Here is a 13,254-nt window from a genome sequence, read left to right on the forward strand (position 1 = left end):
AGCTGTGCGTGTTGGCAAAGCGAGATAGCAGAAACACCCGAGAGTGGTCACTTTATCATCAATCTCTATGGTATTTCGGCAAAAGCAAAAAAAATGACGAAAACGTTTGCGCCAACGCTTACGTCACAAAAAAAAATCCTCTATAATACCGCCGCATCAAGGTAGGAGAAATCGTTATAAGTTCAGTTTTTACTATTAACTGATTGAATTTATAAGAATTTCACCTAAATCAACTGCATAAGAGACCTAAGCACATGAGAATTTTGCGTGGTTCCCCAGCTCTTTCTGAGTTTCGTGTTAACAAGCTACTAGAGCTTTGTCGTGAACTAAACCTACCAGTAACAGGTATTTACGCTGAGTTTGCCCACTTTGCCGACCTAACGGCAGACCTGGATGCGTCTGAAGTTGAAAAATTAGAGAAGTTGCTGACTTATGGTCCAACTATCGAAGAGCACGAGCCAACTGGCACACTGCTACTAGTGACACCTCGCCCTGGTACTATCTCGCCATGGTCTTCTAAATCTACGGATATCGCGAATAACTGTGGTCTAGACAAAGTGACTCGTCTAGAACGTGGTACGGCATACTATGTAGAGACATCAAGCGAACTGACTGAGCTTCAACTTGTTGAGCTTAAAGCGGTTATCCACGACCGTATGATGGAAGTGGTTTTCTCTGATTTCGAATCAGCAGCAGCGCTGTTTCAAGTAGCAGAGCCAGCACTAGTTGCAGATGTTGATCTACTAACAGGTGGTCGCAAAGCACTAGAAGACGCGAACGTGACGCTAGGTCTTGCACTTGCAGAAGATGAAATTGATTACCTACTTGAAAGCTTTGTTACTAAGCTAGAGCGCAACCCAACAGACATCGAATTGATGATGTTTGCACAGGCGAACTCTGAGCACTGTCGTCACAAGATCTTCAACGCAGATTGGACTATCGACGGCGTGAAGCAAGACAAGTCGCTGTTCAAGATGATCAAAAACACATTCGAAACGACACCAGAGCACGTTCTGTCTGCATACAAAGATAATGCAGCGGTTATGGAAGGCTCTGAAGTGGGTCGTTTCTTCCCAGATCCAAAGACTCGTCAATACGGCTACAACCACGAGAAAGCGCACATCCTAATGAAGGTGGAAACACACAACCACCCAACAGCGATTTCTCCATGGCCAGGTGCATCGACAGGTAGCGGTGGTGAAATCCGTGACGAAGGCGCAACAGGTATTGGCGGTAAGCCAAAAGCAGGTCTTGTAGGCTTTACGACTTCTAACCTTCGTATTCCTGGCTTCGAGCAGCCTTGGGAAACTGACTTTGGTAAGCCAGGTCGTATTGTTAACGCACTGGATATCATGCTAGAAGGTCCACTAGGTGGCGCGGCGTTTAACAACGAATTTGGTCGTCCAAACCTACTTGGTTACTTCCGTACCTATGAAGAGAAGGTAACGTCTCACGCAGGTGAAGAAGTACGTGGTTACCACAAGCCAATCATGATTGCTGGTGGTATGGGTAACATCCGTGACGAGCACGTTCAGAAGAAAGAGATCCCAGTAGGTGCAAGCCTAATCGTACTTGGCGGTCCTGCGATGAACATCGGTCTTGGCGGCGGTGCAGCCTCTTCTATGGCGTCTGGTCAGTCTGCTGAAGACCTAGACTTTGCCTCAGTACAGCGTGAAAACCCAGAGATGGAACGTCGCTGTCAAGAAGTGATCGACCGCTGCTGGCAGCTAGGTGAAGATAACCCAATCGCATTTATTCACGATGTGGGCGCGGGCGGTATCTCAAACGCACTTCCTGAGCTTGTTGATGATGGTGAGCGCGGCGGTATCTTCCAACTGCGTGACGTACCAAATGATGAGCCTGGCATGAGCCCACTTGAGATTTGGTGTAACGAATCTCAAGAACGTTATGTCATGGCAGTAGCGCCAGAGAACATGGCAGCATTTGATGCTATCTGTAAGCGTGAGCGCGCACCCTACGCTGTAGTGGGTGTGGCAACAGAAGAGCGTGAACTTAAGCTTGAAGATTCACACTTCGACAACACGCCAATCGACATGCCGATGGACATCCTTCTAGGCAAAACGCCGAAGATGCATCGTGATGCGAAAACACTGAAAGTAGACAGCCCTGCGATCTCTCGCGAAGGCATTGAAATGAACGATGCGGTTGACCGCGTTCTTCGTCTACCAACAGTTGCAGAAAAAACATTCCTTATCACCATTGGTGATCGCACGGTAACGGGTCTGGTTGCTCGTGACCAGATGGTTGGTCCTTGGCAGGTACCGGTTGCAAACTGCGCAGTAACCGCAGCGAGTTACGATACTTACCACGGTGAAGCCATGTCTATGGGTGAGCGCACACCAGTCGCTCTACTAGACTTCGGCGCTTCTGCTCGTCTAGCGGTAGGTGAGTCCCTGACTAACATCGCAGCGACAGACATCGGCGATATTAAGCGTATCAAGCTATCAGCCAACTGGATGTCTCCAGCAGGCCACCCTGGTGAAGACGCAGGTCTTTACGAAGCGGTGAAAGCGGTAGGTGAAGAGCTATGTCCTGCACTGGGTCTAACGATTCCAGTAGGTAAAGACTCAATGTCGATGAAGACCAAGTGGAACGAGAACGGTGAAGACAAAGAAGTGACGTCTCCACTTTCACTGGTTATCACTGCATTTGGTCGTGTGAACGATGTTCGTAAGACGGTAACGCCGCAGCTTCGCACTGACAAAGGTGACTCATCACTTGTTCTTGTTGATCTTGGTAACGGTAAAAACCGTCTAGGCGCAACGGCATTGGCACAGGTTTACAAGCAGCTTGGTGATAAGCCAGCAGACGTAGACAACGCAGAGCAGCTAAAAGGCTTCTTCGATGCGATGCAAACGCTTGTTCGTGATGACAAGCTAGTGGCTTACCACGATAAAGGCGATGGCGGTCTATTCGTAACCCTTGCTGAGATGGCATTTGCTGGTCACTGTGGCGTGAAAGCGGATATCGCGGACCTAGGTGAGGACGTACTAGCAGCACTATTTAACGAAGAGCTAGGTGCGGTTGTTCAGGTTAAGAATGATGACCTAGAAGCAGTGAAAGCGGTTCTAGCGGCTAACGGCCTAGAAGCGTGTTCTCACGTAATCGGCAGCGTAGAAGCGTCTGACGACTTCGTTATCACCTCTGGTGACGCTGTTGTTATCGAGCGTTCTCGTATTGAGCTACGTACTATCTGGGCTGAAACCACGCATAAGATGCAGTCACTGCGTGACAACTCAGCGTGTGCAGACCAAGAGCACGAAGCGAAGAAAGACAACTCTGACCCAGGCCTAAACGTTAAACTCAGCTTCGATGTTAAAGAAGACGTTGCAGCACCATACATTGCGACGGGCGCTAAACCTAAGATGGCTATTCTTCGTGAGCAAGGTGTTAACTCTCACGTTGAGATGGCCGCAGCGTTTGACCGTGCTGGCTTTGAAGCGACGGACATTCACATGAGCGACATCCTGACAGGACAAGCAGTACTTGAAGAATACCAAGGTCTTGTGGCTTGTGGTGGCTTCTCTTACGGTGACGTTCTAGGTGCGGGTGAAGGTTGGGCTAAGTCTATTTTGTTCAACGACCAAGCGCGTGACCAGTTCCAAAGCTTCTTCCACCGCGAAGATACCTTCTCACTAGGTGTATGTAACGGCTGTCAGATGCTATCGAACCTAAAAGAGCTGATCCCAGGTGCAGACCTATGGCCACGCTTCGTTCGTAACGAATCTGAGCGCTTTGAAGCTCGCTTTAGCCTAGTAGAAGTTCAGAAGTCTGACTCTATCTTCTTCGATGGTATGGAAGGTTCACGCATGCCAATCGCAGTTTCTCACGGCGAAGGCCGCGTAGAGGTTCGTGATACTGACCACCTAAATGCGATTGAAGCATCAGGTACAGTAGCGGTACGTTACATTGATAACAACGGTAACCCAACGCAGCAGTATCCAAACAACCCGAACGGCTCACCAAACGCAATCACAGGTCTAACGACTCGTGACGGTCGTGTGACTATCATGATGCCACACCCAGAGCGTGTATTCCGTACGGTTGCGAACTCTTGGGCTCCTGAATCTTGGGGTGAAGATAGTGCTTGGATGCGTATGTTCCGCAACGCTCGCGTGAACGTAGGTAAGTAATCGATCTGAGGTGATTGCCTCAAACGTTACAGCCAAATAGTTAATGAAGTCCTCAGTGGAAACACTGGGGACTTTTTCTATAAAAACTCTGAGCGTCAGCGCTGGATTTGTGTTCTAATACCGCGCTGGCTTAGGGATGGTCAGTATTACATTGCTGGAATATCCCTTAACAAAGTCTTTAGGAAATACATAAATGTCTGAAAATAAAAAATTTACTATCCGTCTAACGGAAAAGCGTAACGGCTGGTCTGCAGAGATCATGCGTCAAGTAACTTCTCGTCGCACGGTTGTGTCTAAGCGCGAGATGGGCTTTGAGAGCCAAGAATTGGCTCAAGCGTGGGCGGATAAAGAGCTCGCTGGTTTTATTGAAAACCAAGCAAAGCGCAATGAGCGTAAAGCAGAAACTCGCGCAGCGAAAGCAGAAGCAGCTGCGAAAGCCGAAGCTGCAGCAGATAGCGAAGAGTAATCCTTTTTGCTCTGATGGTGGTTCCTAGGGATGCCCCTAGGAACGCATTGTCATTCTCAATTCAATCTACTGACTTACCTGAGCGTTCAGTTGCTCAACCAAACCACCCTCTAACCCAAGCTGGGTTGCCAACTCTTTCAAATAGGCCTTTTCCATAAAGTTTTGCTCATCGGCTACTAATAGGCTGGCTAGGTATATTTCGGTTGCGTGTTCTGGTGATACGGCCAATCGCGCGATTTCTGAAGGATCGAGAGGTTTCGCTATCTCCGCTTGAATCAACTGTTGCACTGATGCGTCAGCATCGATTTGGGTGAGTGCTTGTTCGATCTTAGCCATCTCTTGCTCGTCAATATGTCCATCTGCCTTGGCCGCTGCGATCATCGCTTTGAGCACCGATTCATCGTGTTGCGAGGTTTGGGTAAAGTTAGCTGGAGTTTGCGGTGAACTAGAAGGGTTGGACTCCCCTTTGTTGTAGTCGTTGTATAGCTTGTAAGCGAGTGCACCTAATGCTGCAGCGCCACCAACACCTAGTGCGGTTTTGCCCATTTTTTTGGTTTTCTTAGAGCCCATAAGCATACCGAGTAAACCTCCGCCTACCGCTCCAGCACCAAGAGCGCCAAGGGTTTTCTTATCACCGAGAGCTTGGCCGATGCTTGACGAGGACTGGCTCGCTTTCTGGGTGGTTTGATTGACGATATCTGAATTAAGGGCTTGGTTAAGCAGTGATTTTAGGTTCATCTATTACTCCTAGTCAGGTGGCATTCCACCATCATAAGAAAGCGAACATGAACAGAGTATGAAGGCAATAAAAAAGGCCGCATAGCGGCCTTTAGGATAATCTGGGTAACGATTAAGCTAGCTGAGCTTTCACGTGAGCCACGATATCGTCGATAGCAATTGGCGTTTTGTCACCAGTGCGGCGGTTCTTGTATTCGAAGTTACCTTCGTCCATGCTGCGGTCACCAATAACCACAGTATGAGGAACACCAACAAGCTCCATGTCAGAGAACATGACACCTGGGCGCTCTTTACGATCGTCAAATAGCACTTCGATACCAGCTGCAGTCAGTTCTGCGTATAGCTTCTCTGCTGCTTCTTTAACGCGCTCAGACTTATGCATGTTCATCGGTACGATCGCTACCTGGAATGGGGCGATAGCGTCAGGCCAGATGATGCCGTACTTATCATTGTTCTGTTCGATAGCAGCAGCTACCACACGAGAAACACCGATACCGTAACAACCCATCTCTAGGATAACGTTCTTACCGTCAGGACCAAGCACGCCACAGTTCATCTTCTCAGAGTAGTTTTTACCAAGCTGGAAGATATGGCCGACTTCGATACCACGCTTAAGCAGGATAGTGCCTTGACCACATGGGCTTGGATCGCCTTCTACGACGTTACGCAGATCTTCTACTTTACCAAGCTCAACGTCACGACCCCAGTTGATGCCAAAGTAGTGCTTGTCATCAATGTTAGCGCCAGCGCCGAAATCGCTCATTACCGCGACAGAACGGTCTACGATGAATGGCAGTTCAAGACCAACTGGGCCTAGTGAGCCAGGGCCTGCGCCAATTGCTGCGCGAATTTCTTCTTCTGTTGCCATTTCTAGAGGAGAGGCAACTTCCGCAATTTTCTCAGCTTTGATTTCGTTAAGCTCGTGGTCACCACGGATGATAAGGCCGATAAGCGGCGCTTCGATTTCATCAGAGGCTTTAACAAACAGCGTTTTCACTGTTTTCTCGATTGGCAGGTCGAACTGCTCTACAAGCTCAGCAATGGTTTTCGCATTCGGCGTATCTACCATTGTCATATCGATAGTTGGAGCGGCTAGCTCTTCTGCAGGTGCTAATGCTTCTGCTTTTTCGATATTTGCCGCGTAGTCAGACTCAGAAGAGAAGGCGATAAGGTCTTCACCACTTTCAGCCAGTACGTGGAATTCGTGTGAGCCGTTACCACCGATAGCACCGGTATCAGCGAGCACTGGACGGTAATTTAGACCCATGCGGTCAAACGCTTTGCAGTAGGCGTCGTGCATCGCTTCGTAAGACTTCTCTAAGCCTTCTTTGTCGATGTCGAAGCTGTACGCATCCATCATAGAGAATTCACGTGCGCGCATCACGCCAAAACGTGGGCGGCGCTCATCTCGGAATTTAGTTTGGATTTGGTACAGGTTCAGTGGTAGCTGCTTGTACGAGTTGACTTCGTTACGCACAAGGCTAGTGATCACTTCTTCTGCTGTTGGGCTAAGTACAAACGGACGCTCATGACGGTCAGTGAAGCGAAGTAGTTCATCACCCATCTTTTCAGATCGGCCTGTCTCTTCCCATAGTTCAAACGGCTGCACTACGGGCATCAAAGTCTCAACTGCACCTGCATTATCGATCTCTTGGCGAACGATGTTTTCGACTTTACGCAGAACACGTAGACCCGTTGGTAGCCAAGTGTATAAACCTGAAGCTAGTTTACGAATCATACCTGCACGCAGCATTAGCTGGTGACTTACAACTTCTGCGTCGTTTGGTGTCTCCTTCAGAGTAGAAAGAAGATAGTTACTGGTACGCATTTATGGGTATCCGTTCATCATGTTGATAGTAAATCTGGGCAGAGGTGCCCAAATTGAGTTAAGCCGTCTATGATATCAGCCAAATGCCTTTCTACCAAATGACTTTGCTAGCAAAAAGGTCTCATCAATAAACACCTAGAATCAGGCGTTTAGAGAGTCTCAATGGTGGTGACGACAATGTGATCGCTATTGGCTTTAAACTTTACGTTCCAATCGAACAGTCTCACGCCATATTCTTTGTCATCGATCTTACCTTTTTTATAGGCAGGCCTTGGGTCTTGCGCCAATACTTCGCGGATGATTTGTTGCTTATGCTGGCCCTCTGGTGCCTTCGATAAAACCTCAACTGCAGAGGGTGAGAATGTCACCTCGGTTGCTTCCGGCTCGGATTCTGCGTACCCCCCTTTAGCATCAGTGATGGAATCGGAGTAGGGGATATAGGGTTTGATATCAATAATAGGGGTACCATCGACCAAATCGACGCTACCGACATCGATAAACACTTGTTGACCTTTCTGCCTTACCCCTCGAAATTCAACCGCAGACATCCCAATACCATTTGGTCTAAATGTGGCGCGGCTAGCAAGCACGCCAATGCGTTCATTGCCACCTAAGCGCGGAGGTCTTACCGTTGGTTTCCAGCCCGCTTCTAGGTTTTGGTCAAACAGAAATAACAGCCATAGATGTGAGAATTGATCGAGACCGCGAACGGCTTCTAGACAATTAATGTCTCCCTGTAAGGCAATTGAGGCCGTGGCACTTGGCACTAATCTGGGTTGCCTAGGGACGGCAAACTTCTCTTTATAGGGGGAATGAATGGTACCAATAGGGTGCAGAGAGTAGCTCATCGACTGAGTCCTGGTTCACATAATTCAATATCCATCATTTCAGACGCACGGTTTTTTTTCAATCTCGATATGTTGAGGTTTTTTTAGAGCTAATTCCCTGTCATAAGGGTGAAAAGATGAATATGTCACAAGAATGTTATAGTTTATTTTATATTTAGATCAATATAAGTCATTGTATAGTTGCTAACATAATGGTTAAAAATCGCACTGAATTTACAATTGGCAACATTTTAAGCTTTTATTATTGAGCTCGCTCACGTACCCTGCGCCTGCTTTTTACAAAGTTGTCAGAAATAAGACCGATGAGTGTCATCTGAACTAAAGAACTTTGTTAACAGCTAGGACAATATAAAAAAGGAGGGGACAGATGAGTTCATCTGCCACAATGAAACACAACAAGCCAAAAAAGCCTCTATTTACCCGTTTTCTAGACGGCGTTGAGTACTTGGGGAACCTATTGCCCCACCCAATCACACTATTTGCAATTTTCTGTCTAGCTATTCTTGTCATGTCTGGCATCGCTGGCTACTTCGATGTTGCCGTTGCTGATCCTCGCCCTGAAGGCGCTGCTGGTCGTGCTGCTAACGGTATGATTGAGGTTGTGAGCCTTGTTAATGCTGAAGGCCTACAGTTAATTGTGACTAACCTAGTGAAAAACTTCACAGGCTTCGCACCACTTGGTACCGTACTCGTTGCGATGCTTGGTGTCGCGATCGCTGAGCACTCAGGCATGCTTTCAGCTGCAATGCGTGGTCTAGTTATGGGTGCATCTAAGCGCATGGTAACGGTGACAGTCGTATTTGCTGGTATCATTTCTAACACAGCTTCAGAGCTTGGTTACGTCGTACTTATTCCGTTGGCAGCGATGCTGTTCCACTCTTTAGGACGTCACCCTCTCGCCGGTCTTGCTGCTGCGTTTGCTGGTGTATCGGGTGGTTATTCTGCGAACCTACTTATCGGTACAGTAGACCCACTGCTTTCAGGTATCACTGAAACAGCCGCGCAAATGATCGATCCAACCTACACAGTTGGCCCAGAGTCGAACTGGTACTTCATGTTCATCTCTACGTTCTTCATTGCGATTACAGGTGCATTCGTTACCGAGAAAATCGTTGAGCCAAAACTTGGTAAATACAACGATGAAGAAGCCTCAGAAGATTTGTCTAACGACAGCATGGGCTCTTTGACTGCGGTTGAGAAGAAAGGCCTAAAAATGGCGGGTATTGCGGTTCTAGTAGTGAGCGCAATTATCGCATCGACAGTTGTTCCAGAAAACGGCGTACTTCGTACGGCTGACGGTCAAGTTGCAGGCTCTCCATTCCTTAAGAGTATCGTAGCCTTCATCTTTGTATTCTTCGCAATCCCTGGCTTTGTTTACGGTAAAGTAACGGGCTCTATGAAGAATGACCGTGATGTCATTGATGCTATGTCTAAGTCTATGTCTTCGATGGGCATGTACATTGTGTTGGTGTTCTTCGCTGCGCAATTTGTTGCCTTCTTTAAGTGGACGAACTTTGGTCAAGTATTCGCAGTAGCGGGCGCAGACTTCCTACAGACTATTGGTCTAACGGGTCCTGCACTGTTCTTCGCATTTATCCTAATGTGTGGCTTCATCAACCTGATGATTGGCTCGGCATCGGCGCAGTGGGCAGTAACGGCTCCTATCTTCGTGCCTATGCTAATGTTAGTCGGTTACGCTCCTGAGACCATTCAGGCGGCTTACCGTATCGGTGACTCGACGACTAATATCATTACGCCAATGATGAGCTACTTTGGTCTTATCCTAGCGGTAGCGACTCGCTATATGAAGAACCTAGGCATTGGTACGCTGATCGCGACCATGCTGCCTTACTCAATCTGCTTTATCGTAGGCTGGAGTATCTTGTTCTACGTATGGGTATTCCTACTAGGTCTACCAGTAGGTCCTGGTGCGGCAACGTACTACACGCCTTAAGCGAAAGCTCAATTATCGATATGAAAAATGCTCCCAATAGGGAGCATTTTTTTTGACTGGTTAAATGGGGAGTTACTTCAGTTTTTCTAAATCAGCCTCTATTTCGGCAATCTTGCTTGATACGACTTTTTCTAGGTGGCGAAGGTCGGAAAGGATCTTCTGTTTAACATCGACTTCTGTAACTTCAATTGGCTTGGTAAGACGATTCAGTTCATCAATAACCAGTGTTAGGTTGCGATTGATTTCAGTGACTTGCTTGTAGTTTTGACTACTACTGTCAGTACGGACGTTTTTGACTTGCCTTGGATATTTGAACTTAACACTTTTCGCAAAAAGCTCGCCCTTCTGCTTACGAAAATAGATTTTTAACACATCTTTATGCGCTTCTTGGCGTAGGGAGTAACGCTCTATTTGTTTAGGATCTTGAATGCCTAAACCAATGAGGTTTGGATACATAGATGACCTCTTAGGTTGTGTGTTTCTTCTACAACTGTAGCAGGCAATGATTAGGGTAGATAGTTGATTAAAGTGCGGTTTACAGAGAAATGTGGAGGAGATCGCCTAAATGGCGATCTCCTTTGTGTGAAGTTACTGGTGAGTGAACTTTAACCAGTTTTATGGGCTGGCTACATTGCCTTAACTAGTGATTTGCTCTGAAATGTTCTCTTGGAGCTTTTGCTTCAAAATCGCTTGCTCTTCATCAGTAAGACGTGAGCCATTCTCGCCGGTTAAGATAAATAAATCTTCTGCTCGCTCACCGATGGTGGTGATTTTTGCCCCATGAAGGCTCAGATTTAACTGGGCAAAGGTCGCACCGACTTTAGCCAGCAAGCCCGGAGCATCGAGCGCCACAAGCTCCATTAAGGTACGCTTCTTACCTTTAGTTGGTAAAAAGTCGACTTTGGTTTTTACGTTAAAGTGTTTGAGGTTTCTTGGTGCGCGGCGCGTTTTGATCTTGGTTGGTCTACCATCCTCTAGCACATGGATGAGATGTTTGATGACCGCCGAATGACGGCTGCATTCAATGGCATCACCATGCTGATCAAGCACCATAAAAGTATCAAGCACAAAACCATCTTTACTGGTCATGATTTGTGCGTCATGGACGTTAAAGTTACGTCTATCGAGCTCTGCGACTACGGTCGCAAACAGAGCTGGTTGGTCTTTGCTGTAGACAAAGACTTCTGTACCACCTCGAGTGGCGTTTTTACTCATCAAAACTAACGGTTTGGATGGATCTTCAAGCTTGAGGATATGTTCGCTGTGCCATGCGATCTGCTTATGCGTATGACGCAGGAAGTAATCCGCCTTAAAGCGCTGCCATAGAACTTCTATTTCACGGGCAACAAAATTCTGTTTGCGAAGTAGGGCGGAAGCCAACTGCTGATTGTGACGAATACGATCCCGCACATCGACAGGGTTTTCCAACCCTCGGCGCAACACGCGTTGAGTAGAGTAGAAAAGCTCCGCCAATAAGGTGCGCTTCCAACTGTTCCAAAGTTCAGGGTTGGTAGCGCTGATATCAGCGACAGTTAAGCAAAGTAAATACTCGAGGTATTCTTCATCGCGGACTTTTTTAGCGAACTCTATGATGACATCGGGATCGTAAATGTCGCGGCGCTGAGCGGTCACTGACATCAGCAAGTGATTTTGTACCAACCAAGAAACGAGCTTTGCTTCTGGTTTTGATAAGCCGTGCTGCATGCAGAAGTCATACGCTTCTACTGCGCCAATCTCAGAGTGGTCACCACCGCGTCCTTTGCCGATATCATGGAAAATCGCCGCTAATATCAGCAGCTCTTTCTTGTGCATCCTTGGGTAGATTTCACAGCAGATAGGATGTTTGCTATAGCTCTCTTCAAGGCTATAGGTATGGATATGATTGAGAAGACGTACACTGTGCTCATCGACGGTGTAAACGTGGAACAGGTCAAATTGCATCTGGCCAACGATTTGGCTCCACTGTGGAAGGTAAGCCGCCAGCACGCCAAGCTTGTGCATCAATCGAAATGCGCGGTGAAGGGCGTTCGGATGGCGAACCAAGTCCATAAACTTTTCCCTTGCTTCAGGGATAGTGTGTAAGAACTTATTCAATCTGCGTCTTGCGGTGCGCAGCTGTCTTAGCGTTGCGGGGCTGACACCTTCAATACTGGAGTCGTTGGCGATATGTATAAACATATCGAGTATGGTCTCTGGGCGTGCTTGAAATAGCGCGGGCTTTCTGGCCTCAATCAGCTTGCCTCGACGTTGAAAGTCGTCATCGAGGATCTCGGCTTGCTGGATCTGACCTTTGTTTACGATGGCTTGATCGAACAGTTTGAGGAGCATCTTGTTGAGCTCAGCAACCCGTCTTAACGTGCGGTAGAACTCTTTCATCATGGTCTCTACAGCGACGTTGCCTTCACCGACAAACCCTAAGTTTTCTGCCACTTGTGCTTGGTGGGCGAACATCAGACGGTTGTCGTAACGTCTAAGCTCAATATGCAGAGCAAAACGCACTCGCCATAGGAAGTTCTGACACTCGACTAGCTCGCGGTACTCAGCATCAGTGAGAAAACCGAAGCGGCTCATCTCATAGAGCGACGTAGCACCAAAGTGGCTGCGTGCCACCCAGCTTAGTGTGTGGATGTCTCGTAGGCCGCCGGGAGTGGACTTAATGTCGGGCTCAAGGTTGTACGTTGTGTCGTGATATTTAGCGTGACGTGCGCGCTGCTCTTCGATTTTAGCGTTATAGAACGTTTCTGAAGGCCAAAAGTTGTCGGAATCTATTTGTGCTTTTAATTGAGAAAAGGTGTCTTCGCTGCCGCACAGAAGTCTGGCTTCTTGTAAGTTGGTGGCAACGGTTAAATCGGATTGACCGATTTCAATGCATTCATCGACGGTGCGCACTGCATGACCGACTTCTAGTTTGAGATCCCAGAGTAAGGTGATGAACTCGCTGATAGTACTTTCTAAAGAGGTGGGTATCTTTTTACGTGATACCAGTAAAATATCGATATCAGAAAGCGGGTGAAGCTCACCACGACCATAACCCCCGACCGCCACTAGTGACAGATAGGTTTGGTTAGACAGTTCAGAGGCTGACCAAAGGCGACGTAATAGCTGGTCGATGTAGTCCGAACGGCCGAGCACCAGGTCGGTTATTGGGTGGTGATTGAGGAACTCTTGTTTTTGATGTTCGGCAAAGGTTTCGAGTTGAGCTTTGAGCTCTTGAATATTGAGTTGCTCATCACTGAGCGATGTTGGGCTTTGAAAAGTCATATGTG

8 protein-coding genes are annotated in these 13,254 nt (G+C 47.6%); 3 read left to right on the forward strand and 5 right to left on the reverse strand.

Translation table 11 applies throughout. The features are described from left to right. The first annotated feature begins 254 nt into the window (after window positions 1-254). On the forward strand, window positions 255-4,154 hold the full coding sequence (gene purL, locus ACVA6Q_RS15560) for a phosphoribosylformylglycinamidine synthase (RefSeq protein ID WP_446648117.1): 3,900 nt from the start codon (window positions 255-257) through the stop codon (window positions 4,152-4,154). Between the two features lie 193 nt (window positions 4,155-4,347). Further along, window positions 4,348-4,620, forward strand: a complete 273-nt coding sequence (locus ACVA6Q_RS15565; RefSeq protein ID WP_353497994.1) for a DUF3622 domain-containing protein — start codon at window positions 4,348-4,350, stop codon at window positions 4,618-4,620. A 66-nt stretch (window positions 4,621-4,686) separates the two neighbouring features. Here ACVA6Q_RS15565 and ACVA6Q_RS15570 read toward each other — a convergent pair whose 3' ends face one another. From ACVA6Q_RS15570 to tsaA, 3 genes are all read right to left on the reverse strand, one after another. Then, window positions 4,687-5,358 carry a tellurite resistance TerB family protein gene (locus ACVA6Q_RS15570; RefSeq protein WP_446648118.1) on the reverse strand — a complete coding sequence of 224 codons (672 nt, stop codon included), beginning with the start codon at window positions 5,356-5,358 and terminating at the stop codon, window positions 4,687-4,689. Window positions 5,359-5,470: 112 nt separating this feature from the next. After that, a complete protein-coding gene (locus tag ACVA6Q_RS15575) occupies window positions 5,471-7,186 on the reverse strand; it encodes a proline--tRNA ligase (protein ID WP_446648119.1) in 1,716 nt (571 codons plus the stop codon). 149 nt (window positions 7,187-7,335) lie between these two features. Further along, complete coding sequence (gene tsaA / locus ACVA6Q_RS15580; RefSeq protein WP_446648120.1) at window positions 7,336-8,034, reverse strand: tRNA (N6-threonylcarbamoyladenosine(37)-N6)-methyltransferase TrmO; 699 nt, start codon at window positions 8,032-8,034, stop codon at window positions 7,336-7,338. Between the two features lie 367 nt (window positions 8,035-8,401). Here tsaA and ACVA6Q_RS15585 point away from each other — a divergent pair, with 367 nt between their 5' ends. Beyond that, window positions 8,402-9,988 (forward strand): AbgT family transporter, encoded by a 1,587-nt coding sequence (locus ACVA6Q_RS15585; RefSeq protein ID WP_446648121.1) that lies wholly within the window; start codon window positions 8,402-8,404, stop codon window positions 9,986-9,988. A 72-nt stretch (window positions 9,989-10,060) separates the two neighbouring features. Here ACVA6Q_RS15585 and ACVA6Q_RS15590 read toward each other — a convergent pair whose 3' ends face one another. Together ACVA6Q_RS15590 and glnD are read right to left on the reverse strand one after the other, a co-directional pair. Then, on the reverse strand, window positions 10,061-10,444 hold the full coding sequence (locus tag ACVA6Q_RS15590) for a DUF3461 family protein (RefSeq protein ID WP_446648122.1): 384 nt from the start codon (window positions 10,442-10,444) through the stop codon (window positions 10,061-10,063). A gap of 180 nt (window positions 10,445-10,624) precedes the next feature. After that, window positions 10,625-13,249: a bifunctional uridylyltransferase/uridylyl-removing protein GlnD gene (glnD, locus tag ACVA6Q_RS15595; RefSeq protein ID WP_418641700.1), complete on the reverse strand. Its 2,625-nt coding sequence runs from the start codon at window positions 13,247-13,249 to the stop codon at window positions 10,625-10,627. Window positions 13,250-13,254: the final 5 nt, after the last annotated feature.

Source organism: Vibrio sp. DNB22_10_4 (genome assembly GCF_052879755.1).